Origin of the sequence: Micromonospora inyonensis, assembly GCF_900091415.1 — a bacterium.
GTDB lineage: Bacteria > Actinomycetota > Actinomycetes > Mycobacteriales > Micromonosporaceae > Micromonospora > Micromonospora inyonensis.
In genome coordinates, this window is the sequence record NZ_FMHU01000001.1 from 950,698 (window position 1) to 974,889 (window position 24,192).

25 protein-coding genes are annotated in these 24,192 nt (G+C 73.4%); 9 read left to right on the forward strand and 16 right to left on the reverse strand.

Features of this window, described 5'->3' with window-relative positions; genetic code table 11:
* Positions 1-5: 5 nt before the first annotated feature.
* The gene (locus GA0074694_RS04255) at positions 6-536 is read left to right on the forward strand and encodes a hypothetical protein (RefSeq protein WP_091458651.1); all 531 of its coding nucleotides are present in this window, start codon (positions 6-8) and stop codon (positions 534-536) included.
* Positions 537-657: 121 nt separating this feature from the next.
* Positions 658-1,548, forward strand: coding sequence for a hypothetical protein (locus GA0074694_RS04260; protein ID WP_091452715.1), 891 nt, complete (start codon positions 658-660; stop codon positions 1,546-1,548).
* A 12-nt stretch (positions 1,549-1,560) separates the two neighbouring features.
* Here the strand turns inward: GA0074694_RS04260 and GA0074694_RS04265 are convergent, their stop codons facing one another.
* The 5 genes from GA0074694_RS04265 to GA0074694_RS04285 form a co-directional block, all read right to left on the reverse strand.
* Positions 1,561-1,905 carry a hypothetical protein gene (locus GA0074694_RS04265; protein WP_091452717.1) on the reverse strand — a complete coding sequence of 115 codons (345 nt, stop codon included), beginning with the start codon at positions 1,903-1,905 and terminating at the stop codon, positions 1,561-1,563.
* Positions 1,906-1,998: 93 nt separating this feature from the next.
* On the reverse strand, positions 1,999-3,291 hold the full coding sequence (locus GA0074694_RS04270; RefSeq protein WP_091452721.1) for an outer membrane protein assembly factor BamB family protein: 1,293 nt from the start codon (positions 3,289-3,291) through the stop codon (positions 1,999-2,001).
* 239 nt (positions 3,292-3,530) lie between these two features.
* The gene (locus tag GA0074694_RS04275; RefSeq protein WP_091452726.1) at positions 3,531-3,740 is read right to left on the reverse strand and encodes a DUF397 domain-containing protein; all 210 of its coding nucleotides are present in this window, start codon (positions 3,738-3,740) and stop codon (positions 3,531-3,533) included.
* A gap of 128 nt (positions 3,741-3,868) precedes the next feature.
* Entirely contained in the window at positions 3,869-5,065 is a 1,197-nt protein-coding gene (gene fahA, locus GA0074694_RS04280) for a fumarylacetoacetase (protein WP_091452729.1), read from the reverse strand.
* The gene (locus tag GA0074694_RS04285; protein ID WP_091452734.1) at positions 5,062-5,934 is read right to left on the reverse strand and encodes a hypothetical protein; all 873 of its coding nucleotides are present in this window, start codon (positions 5,932-5,934) and stop codon (positions 5,062-5,064) included. The genes fahA and GA0074694_RS04285 overlap by 4 nt, the downstream gene beginning before the upstream one ends.
* A gap of 94 nt (positions 5,935-6,028) precedes the next feature.
* Here GA0074694_RS04285 and GA0074694_RS04290 point away from each other — a divergent pair, with 94 nt between their 5' ends.
* Positions 6,029-7,225, forward strand: a complete 1,197-nt coding sequence (locus GA0074694_RS04290) for a homogentisate 1,2-dioxygenase (RefSeq protein ID WP_091452738.1) — start codon at positions 6,029-6,031, stop codon at positions 7,223-7,225.
* A 69-nt stretch (positions 7,226-7,294) separates the two neighbouring features.
* Here GA0074694_RS04290 and GA0074694_RS04295 read toward each other — a convergent pair whose 3' ends face one another.
* Genes GA0074694_RS04295 through GA0074694_RS04310 form a run of 4 tightly spaced genes read right to left on the reverse strand, consistent with a single transcriptional unit; the run spans position 7,295 to position 10,062 of the window.
* A complete protein-coding gene (locus GA0074694_RS04295) occupies positions 7,295-8,308 on the reverse strand; it encodes a tetratricopeptide repeat protein (RefSeq protein ID WP_091452741.1) in 1,014 nt (337 codons plus the stop codon).
* Complete coding sequence (gene ispF, locus GA0074694_RS04300) at positions 8,305-8,811, reverse strand: 2-C-methyl-D-erythritol 2,4-cyclodiphosphate synthase (protein WP_091452745.1); 507 nt, start codon at positions 8,809-8,811, stop codon at positions 8,305-8,307. The genes GA0074694_RS04295 and ispF overlap by 4 nt, the downstream gene beginning before the upstream one ends.
* Positions 8,812-8,827: 16 nt before the next feature.
* Positions 8,828-9,523, reverse strand: a complete 696-nt coding sequence (gene ispD / locus GA0074694_RS04305) for a 2-C-methyl-D-erythritol 4-phosphate cytidylyltransferase (protein ID WP_091452748.1) — start codon at positions 9,521-9,523, stop codon at positions 8,828-8,830.
* Between the two features lie 53 nt (positions 9,524-9,576).
* Positions 9,577-10,062, reverse strand: a complete 486-nt coding sequence (locus GA0074694_RS04310; protein WP_007073334.1) for a CarD family transcriptional regulator — start codon at positions 10,060-10,062, stop codon at positions 9,577-9,579.
* Between the two features lie 354 nt (positions 10,063-10,416).
* On the opposite strand from GA0074694_RS04310, the gene GA0074694_RS04315 reads away from it, so the two are divergent.
* A complete protein-coding gene (locus GA0074694_RS04315; protein ID WP_091452752.1) occupies positions 10,417-11,124 on the forward strand; it encodes a hypothetical protein in 708 nt (235 codons plus the stop codon).
* Positions 11,125-11,147: 23 nt separating this feature from the next.
* Here GA0074694_RS04315 and GA0074694_RS04320 read toward each other — a convergent pair whose 3' ends face one another.
* The 3 genes from GA0074694_RS04320 to GA0074694_RS04330 all read right to left on the reverse strand — a co-directional run bounded on the left by GA0074694_RS04320 (position 11,148) and on the right by GA0074694_RS04330 (position 13,839).
* Entirely contained in the window at positions 11,148-11,807 is a 660-nt protein-coding gene (locus GA0074694_RS04320; protein WP_091452756.1) for a hypothetical protein, read from the reverse strand.
* 112 nt (positions 11,808-11,919) lie between these two features.
* A complete protein-coding gene (locus GA0074694_RS04325; RefSeq protein ID WP_091452760.1) occupies positions 11,920-12,969 on the reverse strand; it encodes a type III polyketide synthase in 1,050 nt (349 codons plus the stop codon).
* Between the two features lie 99 nt (positions 12,970-13,068).
* On the reverse strand, positions 13,069-13,839 hold the full coding sequence (locus tag GA0074694_RS04330) for a methyltransferase domain-containing protein (RefSeq protein ID WP_091452764.1): 771 nt from the start codon (positions 13,837-13,839) through the stop codon (positions 13,069-13,071).
* Positions 13,840-13,884: 45 nt separating this feature from the next.
* Between GA0074694_RS04330 and GA0074694_RS04335 the strand changes: the two genes are divergently transcribed.
* The 4 genes from GA0074694_RS04335 (at position 13,885) to disA (ending at position 18,449) form a co-directional block, all read left to right on the forward strand.
* Positions 13,885-14,724 carry a UbiA family prenyltransferase gene (locus tag GA0074694_RS04335; protein ID WP_091452767.1) on the forward strand — a complete coding sequence of 280 codons (840 nt, stop codon included), beginning with the start codon at positions 13,885-13,887 and terminating at the stop codon, positions 14,722-14,724.
* Positions 14,725-14,863: 139 nt separating this feature from the next.
* A complete protein-coding gene (locus tag GA0074694_RS31370; RefSeq protein WP_091452771.1) occupies positions 14,864-15,601 on the forward strand; it encodes a hypothetical protein in 738 nt (245 codons plus the stop codon).
* A gap of 89 nt (positions 15,602-15,690) precedes the next feature.
* Positions 15,691-17,142, forward strand: a complete 1,452-nt coding sequence (gene radA, locus GA0074694_RS04345) for a DNA repair protein RadA (protein ID WP_091452775.1) — start codon at positions 15,691-15,693, stop codon at positions 17,140-17,142.
* 116 nt (positions 17,143-17,258) lie between these two features.
* Positions 17,259-18,449: a DNA integrity scanning diadenylate cyclase DisA gene (disA, locus tag GA0074694_RS04350; protein WP_091452778.1), complete on the forward strand. Its 1,191-nt coding sequence runs from the start codon at positions 17,259-17,261 to the stop codon at positions 18,447-18,449.
* A gap of 63 nt (positions 18,450-18,512) precedes the next feature.
* Here disA and GA0074694_RS04355 read toward each other — a convergent pair whose 3' ends face one another.
* The 3 genes from GA0074694_RS04355 to GA0074694_RS04365 form a co-directional block, all read right to left on the reverse strand.
* Complete coding sequence (locus GA0074694_RS04355) at positions 18,513-19,253, reverse strand: hypothetical protein (RefSeq protein ID WP_091452781.1); 741 nt, start codon at positions 19,251-19,253, stop codon at positions 18,513-18,515.
* A gap of 87 nt (positions 19,254-19,340) precedes the next feature.
* Complete coding sequence (locus GA0074694_RS04360) at positions 19,341-19,901, reverse strand: peptide deformylase (RefSeq protein ID WP_091452786.1); 561 nt, start codon at positions 19,899-19,901, stop codon at positions 19,341-19,343.
* A complete protein-coding gene (locus tag GA0074694_RS04365) occupies positions 19,898-20,410 on the reverse strand; it encodes a glycine cleavage system transcriptional repressor (RefSeq protein WP_091458652.1) in 513 nt (170 codons plus the stop codon). The genes GA0074694_RS04360 and GA0074694_RS04365 overlap by 4 nt, the downstream gene beginning before the upstream one ends.
* 96 nt (positions 20,411-20,506) lie before the next feature.
* On the opposite strand from GA0074694_RS04365, the gene GA0074694_RS04370 reads away from it, so the two are divergent.
* Positions 20,507-21,415: an HhH-GPD family protein gene (locus tag GA0074694_RS04370; RefSeq protein ID WP_091452789.1), complete on the forward strand. Its 909-nt coding sequence runs from the start codon at positions 20,507-20,509 to the stop codon at positions 21,413-21,415.
* Between the two features lie 238 nt (positions 21,416-21,653).
* Here GA0074694_RS04370 and GA0074694_RS04375 read toward each other — a convergent pair whose 3' ends face one another.
* Positions 21,654-24,191 (reverse strand): ATP-dependent Clp protease ATP-binding subunit, encoded by a 2,538-nt coding sequence (locus GA0074694_RS04375; protein ID WP_091452791.1) that lies wholly within the window; start codon positions 24,189-24,191, stop codon positions 21,654-21,656.
* Position 24,192: the final 1 nt, after the last annotated feature.

Here is a 24,192-nt window from a genome sequence, read left to right on the forward strand (position 1 = left end):
GCCTCATGGGAGCCACCGCGGTCGTGACGGTCGGGCTCGGCGCGGCGTCGGCCGTCGCCGCGCCCACCGACTCGACGACCGTCACCTTCGAGATCCTCGCAGGCACCCTCGACATCGACGCCCCGACCACCGCCGACCTGGGCGACGGGGCACCCGGCGGCACCATCACCGGCCAGCTCGGCCCGGTCACGGTGACCGACTCGCGGGGCGCTACGGACGCCTCCTGGGTCGCCACGGTGACTGCGTCGGTGTTCCAGACCGGCGGCGGCACCCCGCCCGAGACGGTCCTGCCGGAGGAGATCGACTACTGGTCCGGCCCGGCCACGGCGACCACCGGCACCGGCACGTTCACCCCCGGCCAGGCGACCGCGGGCGACGCCGAACCGCTGTCGAGCGTCACCCCGGTCGTCGCGTTCACCCACACCGGAGGCACCGGCGGCAACACCGCCACCTGGAACCCCACCCTGGTCGTCAACGTGCCGCTGGACAGCGTCGCGGGGGTCTACACCGGGACGGTGACGCATTCGGTGGCGTAGCCGCCGGGGCCGGTCGGCCGTTGCGGCCACGCTGGCACTGCTCTGCCTCGCCGGCCCGGGTCTGTCGACCTCGGCCGGCGCGGCCGAGCCGGACCCGGACGAGGGCAGCATCGGCATCCGGTTGCTGGAGGCACCGACCAACCGTCGTGACGACCCCCGGGCACGGCGTTACATCGTCGACCACCTGCCGCCGGGCGAGACGATAACGCGGCAACTCCTGGTGACCAACCACACCGACGAACGGCGACGGATCGACGTCTACCCGGCTGCCGCGGCCCTCGAAGAGAGCAGGTTTGTCTTCGGCGAGGGACGCGCCGCCAACGAACTCACCTCCTGGATCAGCCTGGATCGCACCACGGTCGAGCTGGGTCCGGAAGCGGAGACCCGGGTACGGGCGACCATCCGGGTGCCCCCCGCCGCGTCGGCCGGCGAACGGTACGGGGTGATCTGGGCGTCCACCACCTCACTGCCCCGGCGGGGGGGCCAGGTCACCCAGGTCCACCGGGTCGGTGTCCGGATGTACCTAGACATCGGCCCCGGCGGCGAGCCGGCCTCCGACTTCACCATCGGGGACCTGATCCCGGCCCGTAGCCCGCAGGGAGAACCCTCGGTCGCCATCGGGGTCACGAACACCGGCGGTCGGGCCCTCGACCTGACCGGAAAGGTGGCCCTCACCGAAGGGCCCGGCGGAACGCAGGCCGGCCCCTTCGACGTGGTGCAGGGAACGACCCTGGCACCGGGGCAGTCGGGACAGGTCAGCGCCCGCTTCCCGGCAGAACTGTCGAACGGGCCGTGGACGCTCCGGGTCGACCTGGAGAGTGGCCTGGTGAAAAAGACCGCCACCGGACGGATCGAGTTCCCCGACCCCGGCCAGACCGGTAAGCCGGGGACGATCCTCTCCCGGCTGACCACCTGGTGGAACGTGGCCATCGCGGCAGCGGGAGTGCTGGTCGTCGCAGGTCTGACGACGCTGGCCCGGCGGTCCCGCCGGCGGATCCCGGTCGGACGCTGAGCCGGCCACCGGTCAGGCCGGACGCCGGCGGCGAGCCGCCCACCCGCCGACCACCAGCAGGGTCAGCCCGAGCGCCAGCAGACCGACCCACCGGCCCAGACCGGATCCGGTCACCGGCAGCCCGCCACCCGGGTGGGTGGGTGCCGGCTGGGTCGGTGCGACGGACGGCTGGGTCGGTGCCACCGTGGGTTGGGCCGGCACCACCTCGAAGGTGACCCCGGTCCCCGCCGACGGTTCGGCCCGTACGGTCGACGCGACGGACGCCCGGACCGTCGCGTCGGCCGGAGCAGGCAGCAGCAGTGCCGCCGCGACGACGAGCACTCCACCCGCCAGCCACCTGGTTCCCGCGCCGAGCATCCCGGGCCTCCTTCCCCTGAGCCATTCACGACGAACGTACCTTTTTGCGGCGGATCGTGATGCAGCTTCGGGTTCCGGTACCCAGTGGGGATGTCACAGCGCAGCGAGCACCACCGGCTCGGCCATCGCGTAGTAGCGCTGGTCGCCCGCGCCCTCCTCGACCGGGGTACGGAGGCGTTCCAGCGCCAGGTAGCCGTCGGCGGCCCAACCCAACCCCGGAGTCCAGCCGGTGCCGTCCCGCCCGATGGTGAACCGGAACCGGGACCGCTCGGCACCGCTGGCCGGGTCCAGGGTGACCAGATCCTTCTCTGCGGTCAACAGGTGCACCCGGCCGGGTTGGGCGGCGACCACCCGGGTCCCCGGGCCGAGGTCGGCCCGACGCCACAGTTCGTCTCCGGTCAGCGCCGACCGACCCGTCACCACCCCGTCGGCGGAGACCCCGACGCCGGTCCTCCCCGCCAACACCGTGCCGGCGCGGTCCAGCCCCAGGGCGGCCACGGGCGCTCCGGCGTCGACCAGCCAGCCCCGGCCGCCGTCCTCGCCGGCCGCGCCGCCGGTCCTCTGGCCGGCGGTTCCGGTCTCGGCGACGTGCAGGCCGGCGCAGGCCGAGCGGGCGGTCGCGCAACCGGTCGGGGTGACGGTCACCTCCGCGCCGGCCCCCGGCGGGCTCCAGCGTTCGGTGACCGTGCCGGTGGCGACGTCGCGGAACTCGACGACCGGGCCCCCCGCGCACCGGTCCAGTGTGGCGAGCCGACCCGCGACGGTGGTGCCGACGTCGGTACGGCAACCGGGGTCGACGTCGACCCGCCAGAGCCGTCGCCCGGAGGTCAGGTCGGTCCCCTGCACCTGCCGGTCGCCGACGACCACCACCACCGCCCCGCCGCCCGGCCCGGTGGCGGTGTGCAGGCCGTGCGGGTGCCAGACGGTCTCCGCCCCGGTACGCCGACCGGTGTAGCCCTCCTGGGGAGCCGGGGCGTCCGCCCGCCAGGCGACCCGACCGGTGTCGGCGTCGATGGCCACGAGCCGCCCGTCCGACCAGCGGCTCACCACCGTGGTCCCGGCCGCCAGCACCCCGCTGAGCTGGGCCGGCCACCGCCGGTACGACCAGTACGGGGTGTTGCGCTGGCGGTCGTCGACCGGTTCGTCGGCCCAGACCTGCCGGGTCGTCGCGTACACCCGCAGCCGGCCGTCGACGATCAGCGGCGCGGTGGAGAACCGTCCGATCGGGCCGACCTCCGGGTCCACGGCCGGCGGGCGTTCCCCACGGGCGACGGTGACCACCTCGGCCGGGGCGAGCACCCGGTACACCGTGGCGGCGGCCAACCCGGCGACGAGCAGCGTCGCGACCGTGACGACGATCCGCCGCCGGTCCTTCGGGATCCCCATGCCGCACCTCCGCCCGGCACCCTACCCACCGGCGGAGTCCCGCTCCGGCGCAGGTGGCGCCCGGCCGGTCGAGCCGGCGGTCGGGGGGAGGTGGGGCACCGGTCCCGGGTCCTCTGGAGCTGCCCGCACGAACGGGGCAGCTCCACAGCGACACGACGGCCCACCTCCGCCTGCCCTCGGACGGAGGTGGCGCCGCCGCCTCCACCCACCGGGTGGACGCCGCTCGGGGCGGCAGCCGCTCAGGGCCGCAGCCGGTCCTCCCGCAGCGCGGTGACGAACGCCGACCACCCCGGCGGGCTGACCGCCAGCGTCGGGCCGGTGAGGTCCTTGGAGTCGCGTACGCCGACCACACCGAGCGCGCCGACCAGGTTGTCCGCCACCTCCACGCAGAGCCCCTGGTCGTTGGAGCGGCTGCTCTTGCGCCAGACGGCGCCGACGAGACCATTCATCTCGCTTACCTCCCTGTCCGGTGGGGACGTCCCACGACTGCCGCCGCCCGACGGGCGGCGGGATCCGGGACGATCAACGGAGGAGGTCGGGACGCCGGTCGGACGCGGTGTGCGACCGGCGTGGAAGGTCAGTTGGCGGGGAGGATGGTGCCGGTCACCTCGCCGAGGCCGATGACGGTGCCGTCCGGGCCGGGCGCGGTGGCCGTCATGGTGACGGTGTCCCCGTCCTCCAGGAAGGTGCGGGTGTCCTCGCCGACGCGGACCGGCTCGGCGCCACCCCAGGTCAGCTCCAGGAACGAACCGGCCTGGTCGCGCTCCGGGCCGGAGACCGTGCCCGAGGCGTACAGGTCGCCGGTCCGCAGCGACGCCCCGTTGACGGTCAGGTGGGCGAGCTGCTGGGCCGGGGTCCAGTACATGCCGGCGAAGGGCGGTTCGCTGACCCGCTCGCCGTTCCACTCGACCCTCAGCCGCAGGTCCAGCCCCCGGTGCGGGACGGCCCGCAGGTAGTCGAGCACGGCCGGGTCCTGCTCCGGGGCCGGCACGAAGGCGTCGGCGAGCGCGTCCAGCGGGGTGACCCAGGCCGAGATCGAGGTGGCGAAGGACTTGCCGAGGAACGGGCCGAGGGGTTGGTACTCCCACGCCTGGATGTCCCGCGCCGACCAGTCGTTGACCAGCACCACGCCGAACACGTGATCGGCGAGGTCGTCGACCGAGACCCGCTGGCCCAACGGTGACCCGACACCCACCACGAAGCCCACCTCGGCCTCGATGTCGAGGCGTACCGAGGGACCGAAGACCGGGCCCTCGGCGGTGGCGCGCTGCCCGCACGGACGGACCACCGGCGTACCGGAGACCACCACGGTGCCGGCCCGACCGTGGTACCCGACCGGCAGGTGCTTCCAGTTCGGCAGCAACGGCGGCTGGCCGGGGCGGAAGATCTGCCCGACGTTCGACGCGTGGTGCTCGGACGAGTAGAAGTCGACGTAGTCGGCGACCTCGAACGGCAGCGCCATCGCCACCTCGGCCAGCGGCACCAGCAGCGGCTCCACCGCGGACCGGTGCTCCGGGTCGGTGAGCAGCTCGACCAGGCGCCGCCGGACCGCCGTCCACTGCGGGCGGCCGAGCGCCATGAAGTCGTTGAGCGTCGGGCTGCCGAACGCCCCGGCGGCCAGTACCCGCCCGGCCTCCTCCGCGCCGGCCAGGTCGAACACGAGGTCGGCGACGCGCACGCCGATCCGGGGCTCCCGCCCGCCGTGCCGGAACACCCCGTACGGCAGGTTCGTCACGTCGTACGGCGAGCCTGCGGCACCCGTCACCCAGCTCATCTAAGTCCGCCTCCGTCCACCAGCCCCAGCCGGATCAGGTCGGTCAATGGTTCCTGCACGCTGCACGAGCCGAAGCCCACCCACAGTGGGCGTGTCTCGTCGCGTCCGGGCTCCACCTGCTGGAGCAACGGACGCGGATCGGTCCTGGTCAGCACCTCGGCGACCGCCTTCACCCCGGCGCCCTCGGCCGCGGCGCGCACGGCGGCCAGCACGTTGACGAAACCGTGGTGGGTGAACCCGGTCTCCGGGTCGAGGTGGCGGGTCGCGTGATGCAGCCCGGCGGTGAGCTTGAAGGGCAGTTCCCGGTCGCGGCAGGCGCAGACCACCGCAGCCAGTTCGCCGGGCGTCGGGAAGAGTTCGGCGGCCAGTCCACCGGTGCGGAACTTCGCCGCGATCCGGGTGCCGGCACGGCGCCGCTCGGCGAGCACGTCGAGGGCGTTCAGCAGGCCCCAGGCCAGCGGGATCTCGGCGTACACGTCGAGGTCGGGGTGACCGGCGGCGAGGGCGGTCAGTTCGGCGAGGCCGGGCAGCGGGTCCTCGCCACGCCGGGCGACCGCCGCCTCCACCTGCCGCACCCGGAGCCGGGGATCGGCTGCCGCGTGGGCTTCGCCGAGCCGGTCGAGCGGGACGTCTCCGATCACACCGACGTCCAACCGTGCGGCGGAGTTCCCCTCCGACGCGTCGAGGAGCCGGGCCAGGTCGGGCAGGGCCGACGCCGGTACGAGCAGCGGGCCGACCAGGTCGGCGTACCAGGAGGCACGGTGCCGCACGTGGGCGGCGAGGGCGTCGGGCAGGGACGCGCTGCCCGGCGGAAAAACCGCGGCGTCGTCGACGAGTCCGGTGAGGAACCGGGGCACCTGCGTTGACACGAGACAAGAATCTACGGGACGCTACAAGTAACGGACAACAGCGTCCGACTATCGGACACACTCGGCCGGTGCCTGGGACTGGTCAGGAGGCGAGATGCCGTACTACCGCAGCGTCGGAGAGGTGCCGCGCAAGCGCCACACCCAGTTCCGCCAGCCCGACGGCAGCCTGTACGCCGAGGAGCTGATGGGTCAGGAGGGCTTCTCCTCCGACTCGTCCCTGCTCTACCACCGGTACGCGCCCACCGCGATCGTCGCCGCCGAGGAGTTCGCCCCGGCCACGGTGAACCGGGTGCCGAACCTGCCGCTCAAGCCCCGCCACCTGCGCACCCACAAGCTCGACGGCGGTCCCGCCGACCCGGTGCTGGGCCGGCGGTACCTGCTCGCCAACGACGACGTGCGGATCGCGTACGTGGTCGCGGACCGGCCGTCCCCGCTGTTCCGGGACGCCACCGGCGACCACTGCCTCTACGTCGAGTCCGGCTCGCTGCGCGTGGAGTCGACGTTCGGCGTGCTCGACGCGGTGGCCGGCGACTACGTCGTCATCCCCACCTCCACCATCCACCGCCTGGTGCCCACCGGCGACGAGCCGGCCCGGTTGCTGGCGGTCGAGGCGGCCGGGCACGTCGGCCCGCCCAAGCGCTACCTCTCGGTACGCGGACAGTTCCTGGAGCACTCGCCGTACTGCGAGCGCGACGTCCGGGGACCGGACGCGCCGCTGCTGGTCGACGGCGAGGAGGCGGAGGTGCTGGTCCGGCACCGGTCCCAAGCCGCAGGCCCGAACGGCAGCGGCACGGCCTGGACGCGTCATGTCTATGCCCACCACCCGTTCGACGTGGTCGGCTGGGACGGGCACCTCTACCCGTGGGCGTTCTCCATCCACGACTTCGAGCCGATCACCGGCCGGATCCACCAGCCGCCACCGGTGCACCAGACGTTCCAGGGGCCGAACTTCGTGATCTGCTCGTTCGTGCCCCGGAAGGTGGACTACCACCCGGAGGCGATCCCGGTGCCGTACCACCACCACAACGTCGACTCCGACGAGATGCTCTTCTACACCGGCGGCAACTACGAGGCCCGCCGCGGCTCCGGCATCGAGCAGGGGTCGATCTCGCTGCACCCGTCCGGCTTCACGCACGGCCCCCAGCCGGGCGCGGCGGAACGGTCCCTCGGCGTCGACTTCTTCGACGAACTCGCCGTCATGGTCGACACCTTCCGCCCGCTGGATCTCTGCGACGCGGCAGCCGAGTGCGAGGATCCGGGCTACGCCTGGACCTGGGCCCGTCGGCCCTGACCCGGCCGAGGTGGTAGCAGGGGACCCCTGTTACCGCTTTTTGTCGAGGAAGGGCCCCCTGCAACCACCTCAGCGCACCGGCCGGACGAACGCGGCGAGCTCGGCGACCGCCGTCGCCACGATCGCCAGCACCAGCGGCCAGGGTGTGCCGACCAGGGCGTAGAGCAGGATCAGGGCGGGCGCGGCGGCCACCGCGTACACGGCCACGGCCAGCGTCCGGTCGGTGCGCAGCAGGCCGGGGAGGATGGTGCTGGTCAGGTTGGGGACCTTGGCCGCGTACCACCAGACCACCAGCGCCCCGCCCAGCGCGGCGACCGCCGCGAACATCCGGGACAATCCGCCGCTGCCGGCCGCCAGGCAGGCGACCAGCACGGTGGCCACCAGTGACCAGCCGGCACCGTAGAGCACCAGTTGGCGCACGCCGTCGGAGATGGTCCGCCCCGAGTCGACCCGGCCGGGACTGACCGCCGCCGCGTCGGCCAGGTGCGCCAACGCCTCGGCGTAGCGCCGCTGCTCCAACCGGATGACGCCGATGTCGTGCTGCGCCTCACCCAGTTCCGGGTCGAGCCGCAGCGCCTCGGAGTACGCCCGCTCGGCCAGGTCGAACAGCTCCAACCGGGCCGACACCAGACCGAGCACGAGGTGTGCCTGCGGGTCCTCCGGGGCCAGTTCCACCCCGCGCCAGGCCGCGTTGAGCGCCGGCTGTCCGTTGCGCGCGCCGGCCAGGATCGCCGCCGCGCTGCGCTGGGCGTACGCGTCGTCCGGCCCGAGCGCCAGGATCTCGTCGGCGGTACGGGCGGCCTCGGCGTACCGCTCCAGGTCGGTCAGGGCCAGGCCCCGCGCGACCAGGGGCTCGACCATGCCGGGCGCGGCGGCTGCGGCCGACTCGGCCGCGGTGAGCGCCTCGCCGGCCCGGCCGCTCGCCAGGTGCACCCAGGCCAGCATGGTCAGGGCCGGAGCGTGCATCGGATGCCGGGCGAGGACGTGGGCGAGTTCACCGCCCGCCTCGTCGTAGCGGCCCAGTTCGGCGAGGAGCTGGGCCCGCTGGAGGTAGCTGTCCGGGGACTCCGGTTCCTCGGTCACGCCGGGTCCTCCTCGCCTCCGCGGCCAGCGTCGAGGGGGAACACCAGGGCCACCGCGACGCCGGCCAGCCCCTCACCCCGACCGGTGAAGCCGAGCCCGTCGGTGGTGGCGGCGGTCAGCGAGACCGGGGCACCGACCGCGTCGGAGAGCACCCGCTGTGCCTCGTCCCGCCGGGGGCCGATCTTCGGGCGGTTCCCGATCACCTGCACCGAGACGTTGCCGATCCCGAACCCGGCGGCGCGCACCCGGCGGGCACTCTCGCTGAGCAGCGCGATCCCGGAGGCGCCCGCCCACTCCGGTTCGGCGACGCCGTAGTTGGCGCCCAGGTCGCCGAGGCCGGCGGCGGAGAGGAGCGCGTTGCAGGCAGCGTGGGCGACCACGTCGGCGTCGGAATGACCGGCCAGCCCGACCTCGCCGGGCCAGTGCAGCCCGGCCAGCCAGCAGGGGCGACCGGGATCGAAGGCGTGGATGTCGGTACCGACGGCCACCCGGGGAACGATCATGGAGCCAGGGTACGCGTCAGGGTCGTACGGTCAGCAGCTGCTCGGCCAGCGCCAGGTCGAACGGGCGGGTGATCTTCATGGCGTACTCGGAGCCGGGCACGCAGACCACCGGGACGCCCTGCTTCTCCACGAGGCCGGCGTCGTCGGTCAGCGGGCCGACGGCGGCGGCGTGCGCGGCGGCCAGCACCGCACGGCGGAAGCCCTGCGGCGTCTGCACGGCCCGCAGGACGGAGCGGTCCACCGTGCCCTGGACGACCTCGTCGGCGGAGACCTCCTTGATGGTGTCCACCACCGGCAGGACCGGGATGACCGCGTCGTGCCCGGAGCGGACCGCCGCGGCGACCGACTCGACGAGATCGGCGGGGACGAGGGCACGGGCCGCGTCGTGCACCAGGACGATCTCCGGACCCTCCGGTACGGCGGCCAGCGCGGCGGCGACCGAATCCTGCCGCTGCGCCCCGCCGGGGACGACGGTGACCGGGGCGACCGGGGCGAGCAGTTCCGCGACGGCCGCGACGTCGGCGGCCGGGGCGGCCACCACGATCGTGTGGACCGATCCGGCGGCGGCGATCCGGCGTACCGCGTGCACGAGCAGCGGTTCACCGGCGAGCGGCCGAAGCGCCTTGGGAGCGCCGGGGCCGAGCCGGATGCCGGAACCCGCCGCAGGCACGAGGACCGCGACGTCACCGCACGGATTGAGCTGCGCGGTCACGTCGCGGTCCTCGTTTTTCTCTGCTACGGCGTGGGTACGACGATGCCGTGGAACTAGGCCTCGGTCAGAACCTTGTCGAGCAGCGTCTCGGCCTCGTCCTTGGTGCTCTTCTCGGCCAGCGCGACCTCGCCGACCAGAATGTCCCGGGCCTTGGCCAGCATCCGCTTCTCGCCAGCGGAGAGACCCCGCTCGCGCTCCCGCCGCCACAGGTCGCGGACGACCTCGGCCACCTTCAGCGGGTTACCGGAGGCCAGCTTCTCCAGATTCGCCTTGTAACGCCGCGACCAGTTGGTCGGCTCCTCGGTGTGCGGAGCGCGGAGGACGTCGAAGACCTTGCCCAGGCCCTCTTCGCCGACCACCTCGCGCACACCCACGATCTCGGCGTTCTCAGCGGGCACCCGGACCGTGAGGTCACCCTGCGCAACCCTCAGGACGAGGTACTGCTTAGGCTCACCCTTGATGACCCGGGTCTCGATTGCCTCGATGAGTGCGGCCCCGTGGTGGGGGTAAACAACGGTCTCGCCGACACTGAAAACCATAGGTTCGAAACCCCTTTCGCTGTGTCTAGGGTAACACGCTCAGGCACCGATGTCTCACCGCAGTCCTGACCGTAAGCGCAGCTCAGGGGCCACGTGAGAGGCATTTCTTCAGCTTGACATCCAGTCAAACCGATGATTTGAACACGCTCCGTAACAACTGGAACACGTCCCGGTGCGGGTGTCCGGGCCATCCGCCACGGGATTGTCCCGCGAGCGGCGGGGTCCAGGGGATGCACTCGTTCGATGGTACCGGCCAGGACAAGGGCGGGCCCAGGTGTAGCGCCAGGCCGGCCGGGTGGAGGACATTGGAGGCACCCCGCCGTCCCCACCACCACCATGGTTCCCGGAGGTCTCATGGGCATGCCCGACCCCAACGGCCCCTGGTCCACCGACGGCCTGCCCGACCTGCCTCCCGAGTGGGGACGGGTGGTCGTCCCGGACGACGCCTCCACGCTCGCCCAGGAGGCCGCGCAGGTCCGCCGTGAGCTACACGAGGCGCGTCGGGCCACCCGACTGCGCTCGTTCCGGCGCACCCTGACCCTGCCCCTGCTGATCCTGATCGTGGCGGTCCTCACCACCCTGGCCGGGCTGGTCACCGTCACCTGGCCCCGGGCCGAGCGGCCGGCGACCCGGCCGTCCGCCCCGGCCGCCGAGCCGGCCGCCGACCCGGTCGGGCGTCCGCTGCCCGCCCTGGACCTGGTCGACGAGACCGAGGCGCCGGTGCCGGTGCGCAGCCTCCTGCCGGCGGTGATCCTGCTGGTGGACGCCTGCCCGTGCCCGGAGCGGGTGATCGAGGCGGCGGGCGCGGCCCCGCCGGGGGTACGGGTGGTCACCGTGGTCGGCGGGGGCACCGTCCCCGCTTCCCCCGACCCCGACCCCGTCCCCGGCGTACGCCGACTCGCCGACCCGGCCGGCGGGATGCGCGCCCTGACGCACACCGCCCCCGTCCCCGGTACGGTCGGTGCTCTCCTGGTGGACCGCACCGGCACCGTCGTCCGGGTCGTACCGGTGGTCGGCTCGGTGGAGGACTACCGGGGGGAACTCACCCGCCTGGCCGGCTGAGCCGCCGCCTGCGGGGCTCACCGTCAGCCGAGGGCGACCAGCATGGTGGTGAGTTCCACCGCGCCCTCCTGCGGGTGCGTGATCCGCACCGAGAGCGGGGCGCCGGTCCCGGTGACACCGATCGAGTGCAGCGTCCCGTCGCACCCGCTGACCCGCCGGCCGGTCCAGAGCCGGCCGTTGCCCAGCCGGACCAGCAGGTCGCCCCCACCGTCGCAGATCACCAGCAGTTGGTACCGGACGCCCGGCGCACCGTGGGCCTGCCGGCGCAGTTCCCGGACGTTGTCGGTCAGCAGCCGGGTCTCCTGCCAGAGGACCCTGCCCAACCGGGACGCGCCAGCCCCGGGACCATCCGGGCCCGCGCCGAGCCCCCGACCCGACGAGGGGTCGACGACGACCCAGGCGCCCGGCACCGGGCCGGTCCGGCCGCCGGACAGGTCGACCGTCCGGCCGGTCGACGGTTCGACCAGTACCGTCCGGCCGCCGCCGGTCCAGGGCACTGCGGGTGGGATCGCCGAGGCACCGGAGGCGGCTGCCGCCCGCATGACGACGTCGGCGCGCGGTGCCATCGCGGCACCCGGCGTGGCCCGGGGGTCGGCGGCGGTCCACCAGCCGGCGCCGGCGAGCAGCGCGACCACGGTCAGTCCGGCCAGCCATCCGGACCGCCCCTCGACGTGGGAGTCCATCGATCGAGCCTAACCGTCGGCGGCGCCGCGCACCGCACCCGTCCGGGGTCACGGCCGGTCGTCGTCCGGACGGCCCGGCGTGGACGCCGGTCCACGACAGCGCGACCGGCCCTCAACGCCGGTGTTCCAGCAGGGCGGCGTAGAGCGTCAGGCCGGGGCCGAACGCGAGCATGACGACCCGCTGCGGCGGGGCGGGCCGCCGGAACAGCCGGTCCAGGATCAGCAGCACCGTCGGCGAGGAACAGTTGCCATGCTCGGCCAGCGTCTCCCGGGACGCGGCCAGGGCCTGCTCCGGCAGCGCCAGTTCCCGCTCCACCACGTTGAGGATGCGCGGGCCGCCGGGGTGCACCGCCCAGCCGTCCACCCCGGACCGGTCGGCCCCGTGCCGGGCCAGCAGGCCGTCGGCCAGCCCGCGGACGTGCGTCGAGAGCACCTGCGGGACCTTCGGGGAGAGTCCCATCCGGAACCCGGTGTCGGTGACCTCCCAGGTCATGTGGTCGGCGGTGGAGGTGTCGGTCACGGCGGCCACCTCGCGCAGCGCGTAGCCCGGGCCGCCCGGCACGAGCACGGCGGCCACCGCGGCGTCCGAGAAGAGCGCGTGGGAGACGATCTGCTGGGTGTCCGACCGGGACGTGGCGGGCTGGATGTGCAGGCTGGTCAGTTCGGCGCAGAGCAGCAGCGCCGGCCGGCCACGGGCGGCGACGAAGTCACCGGCCGCGCCCAGCCCGGGCAGCGCCGCGTAGCAGCCCATGTGCCCGACGAACATGCGCTGGGTGTCCGGTGCCATGCCGAGGTCGCGGGCGAGCATGATGTCCAGCCCCGGGGTGGCGTACCCGGTGCAGGAGCAGACCACGAAGAGCCCGATGTCACCCGCGGAGAGCCCGGCCGAGGTGAGCGCCCGGCCGACCGCCTCCTTGCCGAGCGGCAGCGCCTCGATCTGGTAGCGGCGCATCCGCCGCTCGGTCGGCCACTCCGAGACGTCCTCCAGCAGCGGGCTGACCGCCGCCTGCCGCCGGCTCACGCCGGAGTTCGCGAAGATCCGCCGGGCCAGCACGCGGGTGACCCCGGAGTAGTGGCCGGCGAAGAAGCCGTTCCAGAGTTCGTCCTGGGCGGCGGACGACGGTTGCGCCGTACCGAGACCCGCGATCACCGGCACGGCCATGTTCCCACCTCTCGTCGCGCATCGGCTGCCTGGAGGACCAACGAGGAACCCGGCCGTCCCGGTCCGCCCGGCTTCCCCTCTACCCCTGCGCCGCGCCGGCTACCCCTGGCGGATCCCCCGCCCCTGGTAGAGCACGGCGGCGGACCGGGTCGGCACGATCCGGGGCGCCCGGGCGGCGCGCAGGGCACGGGGGGCCAGCCCCGGCACGGCCTGGCGGAGCAGCCAGGCGGCCATCCCGACGGTCTGTGGACGGACGCCGCGTACCCGCAGCGCGACGCCGTGCCGCGCGCACTCGCGCACCAGTTCGCGGTCGTCGACGAAGAGACGGGGGTCGTGGATGCCGCGCGGCACGGCCGGCAGCCGCTCACCGATGCGGACCGTGACCAGACGGCTGAGCGCCGTGTCGTTGAGCGTGTCCAGCACGAGCAGCCCGCCGGGGCGCAGCAGGCGGCACGCCTCGGCCACCGCCCGCCGCCAGTCGGGTACGTGCTCCAGGATCTCGCCGGCGGCCACCACGTCCGCGCAGCCGTCCGCCAGCGGCACCGCCGTGGCGTCGGCGTTGACCACCGTGACACCGTGCGCCGCGGCCTGCTCCAGCGCGGAGCGGGTCAGGTCCACCCCCACGTGCCGGTAACCCTTGCCGGCCAGGTGCGGCGCGAGCAGTCCGGCCCCGCAGCCCAGGTCGACCAGGAGCGCGCCGGGCCGGCGGGCGGGCGGCACCAGTGCGGCGCGCGCCTCGGCGAGCCAGTGCAGCATCGCGAACACCCCGTCCGGACGCCACCACTCGCCGGCCAGGTCGTCGTACTGCCGGGGGTCGTTGGGGGGAAGCGCACACTCGCGGGAGGACACCGGCGCCGAACCATCTCGCATGGTTCGAGCGTGGCACGACCGGCCGGTAACGACCAGACTTCTCTTATGTGGCGAACGGTGTTAGGGCTGGTCAGAGCATGTCATCCGGAACCGGCCGCCGCGGTGACCGTGGTGGCCGGGCTGCTCGCCTGGGGCGTCGGGCACGCCCCGGCCGGAGTCGCCTCGGTGGTGGCCACCGTGCTCGCCAGCCAACTCGCGGTCGGCTGGTCCAACGACCGGCTCGACGCCGACCGGGACGAACTGGTCGGCCGGGCCGACAAGCCGGTGGTGGCCGGGACGGTCAGTCGCCGGACGCTCGGCCGGGGCACGGTCCTGGCCGCGCTGGCGGCCCCGCTGGTGGCGCTGACCACCAACCCGACGGCGGCGTTGTGCGCGGCGGTCGGCCTGGTCGCCGCCCTGCTCTACAACTGGCCGCTGAAGTCCACCCCGGTCTCCGTGTTGCCGTACGCGGTCTCCTTCGGCTCGCTGCCGGCGTTCGTGGTGCTGGCCCTGCCGGGCGCGCCGACCCCGCCGGTCTGGCCGGTCGCCGCGGGGGGGCTGCTCGGCGCGGGCGCGCACTTCGCCAACGTCCTGCCGGACCTGGCCGACGACGCCCGCACCGGGGTGCACGGCCTACCGCACCGGCTCGGGGCCACCGGCAGCGGGGCAGCCGCCGCCGGGCTGCTGCTCGCCGCCACCGTCGTCCTGGTCCTGGGGCCGGCCGGGCCACCGTCCTGGCCGGGCCTGTCGGCGGTCGCCGCCGCCGCCGTGGTCCCGCCGCTGAGCTGGTACGGCAGCCGCCGCGCGGCCCGCGCCGGAGCCCGTCCGGTCGGCGCGTTCCGGGCGGTGATCCTGGTCGCGGTGATCGACGTGGCGCTGCTGGTGGCGAACGGCCGGGTGCTCTGAGAACGGTCGGCGGGCCGGCATTGCCGGGTCGCCGTGCACGGCTCGATCAGGCCCAACTACGCTGGAGCGCGGTCTGCGCGGGTATGGCCACCGCGCCGGGCGTACGTCCCGGTGGGGATCGCAACGAGGAGGACGCGACGTGACGCGCTCGATCAGGGGCTCCCGACGGGCTGCCGTGCTGCTGGCCGGTGCGGTGGCGACGGGCCTGCTGGTGTCCGGCTGTGGGACCGGGCAGCTCGCCGAGACCGCCGTCAAGGAGCCGTCGGTCCAGGGCATCAACACCGGCACCCCGGACGGCAGCTACCTCGTCCGCGGCCTGGTGGTCGACTTCCCGGGCGGCGAGGGCTACCCGGCCGGTGGCAACGCTCCGCTGAGCGTGGTGCTCTACAACGACACGCGGGATCCGGTCACGGTCACCGTCAGCACCGACAGCGCGCGGCAGATCGTGCTGGCCGGAGCCGACACCTCCCCCTCCGCGAGCCCGAGCGAGTCGGCCACGCCCACCCCCTCCGCCCCGGCCAGCCCCTCCGGGTCGGCCCCGGCCAGCCCGGCCTCGCCCGACCCGGCGAGCCCGTCGCCGACCGACCCGGTCAGCCCGTCGCCGACCGAGACGACCCCGGCCGGCGCGCCGGCCACCGTCGAGATCCCGCCGTTCGGCTACGCCCAGCTCAACCAGCAGGGCGGCCGGTTCTTCCAGCTCGTCGGCCTGAACGAGGAGCTGCGCCCCGGCCAGCAGGTCGACCTCGTCTTCGACTTCGGCAACGGCAAGCGGGTCACCACCCCGGCCCCGGTCGGTGTGCCGCTGTCGCCCCAGGCTCCGCCGTCGCCGATCATCGAGCGGCACGGCGGCGAGGGCGGCGAAGAGGGCGGCCACTGAGCCCCTCCGGTAGTCACCGACGACACCGTCGGCGTGGCGCAGGCCATGCCGGCGGTGTTCTCGTCGTACGGGTTGGTTAACGTCCTGGTGTGACGACCTCCCGAGCGACCCCGCGCGGCGCGGCCGGTTCCGCCCGCTCCCGGGCGGCCCGTGAGCCCCGCCCGGCGTACGAGTGCGACGCCTGCGGCCACCAGCCGCCGAAATGGGTGGGGCGCTGCCCGGAGTGTGGCGAGTGGGGCTCCGTGGTCGAGTGCACGCTCACCGGGCCGACGGTCTCCGGCCGGCTGGTCAGCTCCCGGATGCCCGCCGAGCCGGCCCGACCGATCGCCACCATCAGCGCCGCTCCCGCGAAGGCCCGCCCGACCGGGGTGGCCGAGCTGGACCGGGTGCTCGGTGGCGGGCTGGTGCCAGGCGCGGTGGTGCTGCTCGCCGGTGAGCCCGGAGTCGGCAAGTCCACCCTGCTGCTCGACGTGGCCCAGCAGTGGGCCGCCGGTGCGGGCAGCCCCTCCCTGGTGGTCAGCGGCGAGGAGTCGGTGAGCCAGGTCCGGCTCCGGGCCGAGCGGATGGACGCCCTGCACGACCAGCTCTACCTGGCCGCCGAGAACGACCTCGGTGCGGTGCTCGGACACCTCGACGCGGTCAAGCCCGGCCTGCTGGTGCTCGACTCGGTGCAGACCATCTCCACACCGGGCACCGACGGGGTGCCCGGCGGGGTGACCCAGGTGCGCGCGGTCACCGCCGCACTGGTCGCGGTGGCCAAGGAGCGGGGCATCGCCACCGTCCTGGTCGGTCACGTCACCAAGGACGGTCAGGTCGCCGGCCCCCGCGTGCTGGAGCACCTGGTCGACGTGGTGCTGCACTTCGAGGGCGACAAGCACTCCTCGCTGCGGCTGGTCCGGGGCGTGAAGAACCGCTTCGGCGCGGCCGACGAGGTGGGCTGCTTCGAGATGCACGAGCGGGGCATCAGCAGCCTCGCCGACCCGTCCGGGCTGTTCCTGACCCGCTACGCCGAGCCCGTGCCGGGCACCTGCGTGACCGTGGCGATGGAAGGGCGGCGCGCACTGGTCACCGAGGTCCAGGCGCTGATCGGGGCGACGGTGGCCGGCTCGCCCCGGCGTACCGTCTCCGGGTTGGACGGTGCCCGGCTGGCGATGGTGCTCGCCGTGCTCCAGCGCCGCACCGAACGGCTGACCCTGCACGACCGCGAGGTCTTCGCGGCGACCGTGGGGGGCATCCGGGTGGTCGAGCCGGCCGCCGACCTGGCGGTGGCGCTCGCGGTCGCCTCCGGTGGGCTCAACCTGGCCATCGCCCCGCACCTGGTGGCGATCGGCGAGGTCGGGCTGACCGGCGAGGTACGCCGGGTCGGCGCGGTCCCCCGCCGGCTGGCCGAGGCGACCCGGCTGGGGTTCCGGCTGGCCCTGGTGCCCACCGGCTGCGGGCCCGGTGCCTCGGGGGTCAGCGCCCCGGAGAACATGCAGGTGATCGAGGTCGCCGACGTCCGGGCGGCGTTGCAGTGCGCCGCCCGTGCCTCGGCCGAGTGACCCACCGGCCGGGCCGGTGGTGGGCAGCGCTTCCGCAGGTGGGGGGAGTCGGACACCGTGACACATCACAGTAACCACGAGAGCACCCAACGCACGTCAGTCCGTAGACTGTCCGCGTGCCGATCGACCGCGATGCCAGCAAGCCAGCCGGCGCGACGCCCCATGCCCGCAGCGGCCCCCTGGGCTCGCCGGCACGACCGATCAGTGTCAACGTGACCGGCGTCGCCAGCACCGTCGGGGCCGGGGGTGACCCGCTCCGGGCGAACCTCGCCCTCATGGCGCCCGGCACCGCGCTCCGCGACGGCCTGGAGCGCATCCTGCGGGGCCGCACCGGCGCGCTGATCGTCCTGGGTTACGACAAGGTCGTCGAGACGCTCTGCACCGGCGGTTTCCCGCTCGACGTGGAGTTCTCCGCCACCCGCATCCGCGAACTCTGCAAGATGGACGGCGCCGTGGTGCTGTCCAGCGACGGCACCCGGATCGTCCGGGCGGCGGTGCACCTGATGCCCGACCCGTCCATCCCGACGGAGGAGTCGGGCACCCGGCACCGCACCGCCGAGCGGGTGGCCCGGCAGACCGGTTACCCCGTCATCTCGGTCAGCCAGTCGATGCGGATCATCAGCCTCTACGTCAACGGTCAGCGGCACGTACTGGACGACTCGGCCGCCATCCTCTCCCGGGCCAACCAGGCGTTGGCCACCCTGGAGCGCTACAAGCTGCGGCTGGACGAGGTCTCCGGCACCCTCTCGGCACTGGAGATCGAGGATCTGGTCACCGTCCGGGACGCGGTGGCGGTGGTGCAACGGCTGGAGATGGTCCGCCGGATCGCCGACGAGATCGCCGGCTACGTGGTCGAGCTGGGCACCGACGGCCGGCTGCTCGCCCTCCAGCTCGACGAGCTGATGGCCGGAGTGGACGCCGACCGCACCCTGGTCATCCGGGACTACCTCCCCAGCGGCCGCAAGTCCCGCACCCTGGACGAAGCGCTGGTCGAGCTGGACCTGCTGGGGGCGACCGAACTGATCGACCTGGTCGCGGTGGCGAAGGCCATCGGCTACCCGGGTGCGTCCGACGCGCTGGACGCGGCGGTCAGCCCGCGCGGCTTCCGGCTGTTGGCCAAGGTGCCCCGCCTGCCGGTCTCCATCGTCGACCGGCTGGTGCTGCACTTCGGCAGCCTCCAGCGCCTGCTCGGCGCGACGGTGGAGGACCTCCAGGCCGTCGAGGGGGTCGGCGACGCCCGGGCCCGGGGCGTGCGGGAGGGGCTCTCCCGGCTCGCCGAGGCGTCGATCCTGGAGCGCTACGTCTGACCTGCGCTCCACCCGCCGAGGACGTTCGGCCGGAGCTCCACCCGCTGAGAACGTCCGGCCGGATCAGTCCACGACGGTGAGCTTCACCGGGGCGCTGAGCTTGGCGTCGAGCCGTCCGAAGACCTGGTACGTCCCGGGCGGTGCCGGCTTTCCGCTCGCCAGGCCGTTGGCGCACTTCGTGGTGTCCAGCCCGTTCCAGGTCACCTGGTACGACCGCTCGAAGCCGGGGGTGAAGGACTGCACGTCCGAGCCCTTGGCGGTGCCGCAGGTGTCGGAGGACCACACCTTCTCCGCGCCCGATTTGACGAAGAGTTCCTGGAGGTCGGCGCCGACGTCCCGGGTGCACGTCCGGTCCGAGGTGTTCCTGATCCTGAGTTGCAGGTCGACCGTACCGCCGGAGCGGACCGAGGCGGGCGCCACCACCGGGGTCACCGAGACCTCGGCGTCGGTGCACGCACCGGCACCCCCCGCCGGCACGATGGGGTCCCCGGGTCCCACCGGCGCGCCACTGGTCGCCGCCGGACCACCACCGTCACCCGGACCGCCACCGGCCGGGCCTCCACCGCCCGGCGCGCCGGGCCCGGCGGACGCTGGCGGCTCGCCTGACTGAGGAGTCAGCACGGAACCGGTCGGGTCACCTGCCGACGGTGTCGGGGTGGGCGACCGCTCCGGACTCGCGGTCTTGTCGCTCGACCCGGAGCACGAGTAGAGCACGACAATCAGGAACAGGATCCCCGCTCCAAGTACGACGGCACGACGCCGCCAGTACACGGCGGGCGGCAGGGGGCCAACCGTCAGACGCATGATGTCCCCACCGTAGCGGCGCAGCGCTCCCCGACCGGGCGCGACGCGCCGGGACGGCAGCGGCTCACCGTGCCAACTCCTCGCCCTTCAGAGGTAGACCTTGCGTTGGTAGACCGCGTGCGCGCCGGCAACCCGGTCGAGGAAGAGCAGGCCGGCACAGTGGTCGATCTCGTGTTGCAGGGCGCGGGCCTCGAAGCCGTCGGTGGCGATCCGCACCTGACGGCCCGTGCCGGGCAGGGTGCCCTCCACCACCAGCCGGCTGGCCCGCTTCACGTCACCGGTGAGGTCGGGCACCGACATGCACCCCTCCCGCCCGGCCTTCCACCGGCTCGCCTCCACCACCCGGGCGTTGCAGAGCACGAACGTGCCGTGCACGGTCACCGACTTCGGGTGGCCGGTCACGTCGACGGCGAACACCTGGGCCCCGACCCCGATCTGCGGCGCGGCCAGCCCGACACAGCCCGGCGAAACCCGCATCGTCGCGACCAAATCGGCGGCGAGGCGTACCACCTCGTCGGAGGTGGCGTCGACCTCCGCCCCCGTCCGGCTGAGCACCGTGTGCGGCGCGGCCACCACCGGCCGTACCTCACCCGGCACCCCGAGCGCCTCCGGTGTCCAGCCGTCCAGGCCGGTGACCTGCGCGGTCACAGCAGATCCGGGTCGGCCGGCCGGAGAGTCACCTCGACGCCCAGGTCGGCAGCCGTACGGGAGAGCCGCTCCCGCAACTGGTCCACGGCGTTGGGCGGCAGGTCGACCTCGGCGACCACCACGTAGAGCTCCCCGGTCAACCGGGTGGTCAGGTCGGTGACGTTGCCGCCGACGTCGGCCAACGCCCGGGTCGTCGCCGCGACGATGCCGAGCCGGTCCGCCCCGTGTACCGCCATCACGTACGGCTCGCCGGGAGGAGCCGTGACGCCGTCCGGGGTGACCGTCCGTACGCTCGCCAGGAGTTGACCGTCGGCGGCGAGCGGGCCGAGCGCGGCCTCGACCTCGGCGGCGGTCGGGCCGACGCAGACCAGGGTCATCGCGAAGTGACCGCGCAACCGGGTCATCGTCGAGTCGGTGAGGTTCGCGCCGAGCCCGGAGAGCACCTCCGCGACGTCGGCCACGATGCCGGGCCGGTCCTGGCCGATGACGGTGATCGCGAGCTCGTTCATCCCGGCATTCTCCCCGACCAGCGGAAACGGCCAAGCGGCAACCGCCCGACCGCCCACGCTGCGGGACGTGCCGGACATGACATCATCGGCGACGCGATGACAGAGCAGAGTTTCGCCGACCGGGTCAGCCGGTGGTACGAGCAGAACGCCCGCGACCTGCCGTGGCGCGGCCCCGACGTGAGCCCCTGGGCGATCCTGGTCAGCGAGGTGATGCTGCAACAGACCCCGGTGGTACGGGTGCTGCCGGTCTGGGAGGCGTGGCTGGCCCGGTGGCCGGTGCCGGCCGCCCTGGCCGCCGAGAGCCCTGCGGACGCGATCCGGATGTGGGGACGGCTGGGCTACCCCCGCCGGGCGGTGCGCCTGCACGAGTGCGCGGTGGCCCTGGTGGACCGCCACGGTGGCGAGGTGCCAGACCGGCTGGACCAGTTGCTCGCCCTGCCCGGGGTGGGGACGTACACCGCGCGGGCAGTAGCGGCGTTCGCGTTCGGGCAGCGGCACCCGGTGGTGGACACCAACGTCCGGCGGGTGGTGGCCCGGGCGGTGGCCGGGGAGCCGGACGCCGGCCCGACCACCCGCCCAGCCGACCTGGTGGCGACGGAGGAACTGCTGCCGGTCGAGCCGGCCGCCGCCGCCCTGGCGAGCGCGGCCTTCATGGAACTGGGGGCGGTGGTCTGCACGGCCCGGTCACCGCGCTGCGCGGTCTGCCCGGTGGAACCGGTCTGCGCATGGCGCGCCTCGGGCCAGGAGGCACCGACCGGGCCGACGCGCCGCCCGCAGCGGTACGCCGGCACCGACCGGCAGGTACGCGGGCTGCTGCTCGCAGTGCTGCGGGAAGCCACCGGCCCGGTGCCCCGGCCCCGGCTCGACCAGGTCTGGGCCGACGACGTGCAACGGTCGCGGGCACTGGCCGGGCTGGTCACCGACGGGCTGGTGGAACCGGCCGGCGAAGCGGCCTACCGACTCGTCGGCGACGCTCCCGCACCGGCCGGCCAGCCGCTCACCTGAGGCGTTGCCGGAGAGCGGTCGCCAGGCGACGTGCTGCCGGACGGGCGTGGTTGCAGGGGGCCCTTGCTCCGCACAGAGCGGTAGCAGGGGACCCCTGCTCATCAAAAAAGCGGTAGCAGGGGACCCCTGCAAACACCTGGGGTGACATGGGCGAGGGCCCGGCGGCTGTGCCGCCGGGCCCTCGCTTCGGTTGTTCGCCGGTTCCGCAGGTGGTGAGACCCGTCGGGGAACCCGACCGTTACGCCGCCTCGTCCGCACCCGTGGCGGCAGTGCCGCCGAGGTCGGCCGGGACAGCGTCCGGCACGTCGACCGGCCGGTCCGCGCCACGGAAGACCAGCTTGGACTTGTCGACGTTGTTCGGGTCGCCCTCGCAGTCCACCACCACGATCTGACCGGGGGTCAGCTCGTTGAAGAGGATCCGCTCGGAGAGGTTGTCCTCGATGTCGCGCTGGATCGTGCGACGCAGCGGACGGGCACCGAGCACCGGGTCGAAGCCCTTGGTGGCCAGGTACTTCTTGGCGTTGTCGGTCAGCTCCAGGCCCATGTCCTTGTTGCGCAGCTGGGTCTCGATCCGGGCGATCATGATGTCCACGATCGAGAGGATCTCCTGCTGGCGCAGCTGGTGGAAGACGATGGTGTCGTCGATCCGGTTGAGGAACTCGGGCCGGAAGTGCTGCTTCAGCTCGTCGTTGACCTTCTGCTTCATCCGGTCGTAGTTGGACTCGGAGTCCTCCGACGCCTGGAAGCCGAGTGACACCGCCTTGGCCACGTCCCGGGTACCGAGGTTCGTGGTCAGGATGATGACCGTGTTCTTGAAGTCCACGATCCGGCCCTGACCGTCGGTGAGCCGACCGTCCTCCAGGATCTGGAGCAGCGTGTTGAACACGTCCGGGTGGGCCTTCTCGATCTCGTCGAAGAGGACCACCGAGAACGGCCGACGCCGCACCTTCTCGGTCAGCTGCCCACCCTCGTCGTAGCCGACATAGCCGGGAGGCGCGCCGACGAGCCGGGAGACGGTGTACCGGTCGTGGAACTCGGACATGTCGAGCTGGATCAGCGCGTCCTCGCTGCCGAACAGGAACTCGGCGAGCGCCTTGGAGAGCTCGGTCTTACCGACACCGGACGGACCGGCGAAGATGAACGAGCCGGACGGCCGCTTCGGGTCCTTCAGGCCGGCCCGGGTACGCCGGATCGCCTTCGAGACCGCCTTGACCGCGTCCTCCTGGCCGATGACGCGCTTGTGCAGCTCGTCCTCCATGCGCAGCAGGCGGGAGGTCTCCTCCTCGGTCAGCTTGTAGACCGGGATGCCGGTCCAGTTGCCGAGGACCTCGGCGATCTGCTCGTCGTCAACCTCGCTGACGACGTCCAGGTCGCCCGCCTTCCACTCCTTCTCCCGCTGGGCCTTCTGCCCAAGGAGCTGCTTCTCCTTGTCGCGGAGCTGGGCGGCGCGCTCGAAGTCCTGCGCGTCGATCGCGGACTCCTTGTCCCGGCGGACCTGGGCGATCCGCTCGTCGAAGTCGCGCAGGTCCGGCGGCGCGGTCATCCGGCGGATCCGCATCCGAGCGCCGGCCTCGTCGATCAGGTCGATCGCCTTGTCCGGCAGGAAGCGGTCGGAGATGTACCGGTCGGCCAGGGTGGCGGCGGCCACCAGGGCGGCGTCGGTGATGCTCACCCGGTGGTGCGCCTCGTACCGGTCACGCAGACCCTTGAGGATCTCGATGGTGTGGGCCAGCGAGGGCTCACCCACCTGGATCGGCTGGAACCGCCGCTCGAGCGCGGCGTCCTTCTCCAGGTGCTTGCGGTACTCGTCGAGGGTGGTGGCACCGATGGTCTGGAGCTCACCCCGGGCCAGCATCGGCTTGAGGATGCTGGCGGCGTCGATCGCCCCCTCGGCGGCACCCGCACCCACCAGGGTGTGAATCTCGTCGATGAAGAGGATGATGTCGCCGCGGGTGCGGATCTCCTTGAGCACCTTCTTGAGGCGCTCCTCGAAGTCACCGCGGTAGCGGGAGCCGGCCACCAGGGCACCGAGGTCGAGGGTGTAGAGCTGCTTGTCCTTCAGCGTCTCGGGCACCTCGCCCTTGATGATCTTCTGGGACAGCCCCTCCACCACGGCGGTCTTGCCGACGCCGGGCTCACCGATCAGGACCGGGTTGTTCTTGGTACGGCGGGACAGCACCTGCATGACCCGCTCGATTTCCTTCTCGCGCCCGATCACCGGGTCGAGCTTGCCCTCGCGGGCGGCCTGGGTGAGGTTACGGCCGAACTGGTCCAGCACGAGACTGGTCGACGGCGCGGCCTCGCCGGTGGCGGTGCCCGCGGCGGCGGGTTCCTTGCCCTGGTAGCCGGAGAGGAGCTGGATCACCTGCTGGCGGACCCGGTTGAGGTCGGCGCCGAGCTTGACCAGCACCTGGGCGGCGACGCCCTCGCCCTCCCGGATCAGGCCGAGCAGGATGTGCTCGGTGCCGATGTAGTTGTGGCCGAGCTGGAGCGCTTCGCGCAGCGACAGCTCCAGCACCTTCTTGGCCCGCGGCGTGAACGGGATGTGCCCGCTCGGCGCCTGCTGGCCCTGGCCGATGATCTCCTCGACCTGCTGACGGACGCCCTCCAGGGAGATGCCGAGGCTCTCCAGGGCCTTTGCCGCGACACCCTCACCCTCGTGGATCAGGCCCAGCAGGATGTGCTCCGTACCGATGTAGTTGTGGTTGAGCATCCGGGCCTCTTCTTGGGCCAGGACGACAACCCGTCGCGCTCGGTCGGTGAACCGCTCGAACATG

What these genes read in the sequence shown, in the direction of transcription:
- GA0074694_RS04270 (WP_091452721.1), bottom strand. Translation starts at nt 3,291, where the DNA reads ATGGGGATCCCGAAGGACCGGCGGCGGATCGTCGTCACGGTCGCGACG.
- GA0074694_RS04330 (WP_091452764.1), bottom strand. Translation starts at nt 13,839, where the DNA reads ATGCGAGATGGTTCGGCGCCGGTGTCCTCCCGCGAGTGTGCGCTTCCC.
- GA0074694_RS04335 (WP_091452767.1), top strand. Translation starts at nt 13,885, where the DNA reads ATGTGGCGAACGGTGTTAGGGCTGGTCAGAGCATGTCATCCGGAACCG.
- GA0074694_RS04365 (WP_091458652.1), bottom strand. Translation starts at nt 20,410, where the DNA reads ATGAACGAGCTCGCGATCACCGTCATCGGCCAGGACCGGCCCGGCATC.
- GA0074694_RS04265 (WP_091452717.1), bottom strand. Translation starts at nt 1,905, where the DNA reads ATGCTCGGCGCGGGAACCAGGTGGCTGGCGGGTGGAGTGCTCGTCGTC.
- GA0074694_RS04310 (WP_007073334.1), bottom strand. Translation starts at nt 10,062, where the DNA reads ATGGTTTTCAGTGTCGGCGAGACCGTTGTTTACCCCCACCACGGGGCC.
- ispF (WP_091452745.1), bottom strand. Translation starts at nt 8,811, where the DNA reads ATGATCGTTCCCCGGGTGGCCGTCGGTACCGACATCCACGCCTTCGAT.
- GA0074694_RS04275 (WP_091452726.1), bottom strand. Translation starts at nt 3,740, where the DNA reads ATGAATGGTCTCGTCGGCGCCGTCTGGCGCAAGAGCAGCCGCTCCAAC.
- GA0074694_RS04255 (WP_091458651.1), top strand. Translation starts at nt 6, where the DNA reads ATGGGAGCCACCGCGGTCGTGACGGTCGGGCTCGGCGCGGCGTCGGCC.
- fahA (WP_091452729.1), bottom strand. Translation starts at nt 5,065, where the DNA reads ATGAGCTGGGTGACGGGTGCCGCAGGCTCGCCGTACGACGTGACGAAC.
- GA0074694_RS04355 (WP_091452781.1), bottom strand. Translation starts at nt 19,253, where the DNA reads ATGCGTCTGACGGTTGGCCCCCTGCCGCCCGCCGTGTACTGGCGGCGT.
- GA0074694_RS04320 (WP_091452756.1), bottom strand. Translation starts at nt 11,807, where the DNA reads ATGGACTCCCACGTCGAGGGGCGGTCCGGATGGCTGGCCGGACTGACC.
- GA0074694_RS04290 (WP_091452738.1), top strand. Translation starts at nt 6,029, where the DNA reads ATGCCGTACTACCGCAGCGTCGGAGAGGTGCCGCGCAAGCGCCACACC.
- GA0074694_RS04325 (WP_091452760.1), bottom strand. Translation starts at nt 12,969, where the DNA reads ATGGCCGTGCCGGTGATCGCGGGTCTCGGTACGGCGCAACCGTCGTCC.
- GA0074694_RS04370 (WP_091452789.1), top strand. Translation starts at nt 20,507, where the DNA reads ATGACAGAGCAGAGTTTCGCCGACCGGGTCAGCCGGTGGTACGAGCAG.
- GA0074694_RS04315 (WP_091452752.1), top strand. Translation starts at nt 10,417, where the DNA reads ATGGGCATGCCCGACCCCAACGGCCCCTGGTCCACCGACGGCCTGCCC.
- GA0074694_RS04375 (WP_091452791.1), bottom strand. Translation starts at nt 24,191, where the DNA reads ATGTTCGAGCGGTTCACCGACCGAGCGCGACGGGTTGTCGTCCTGGCC.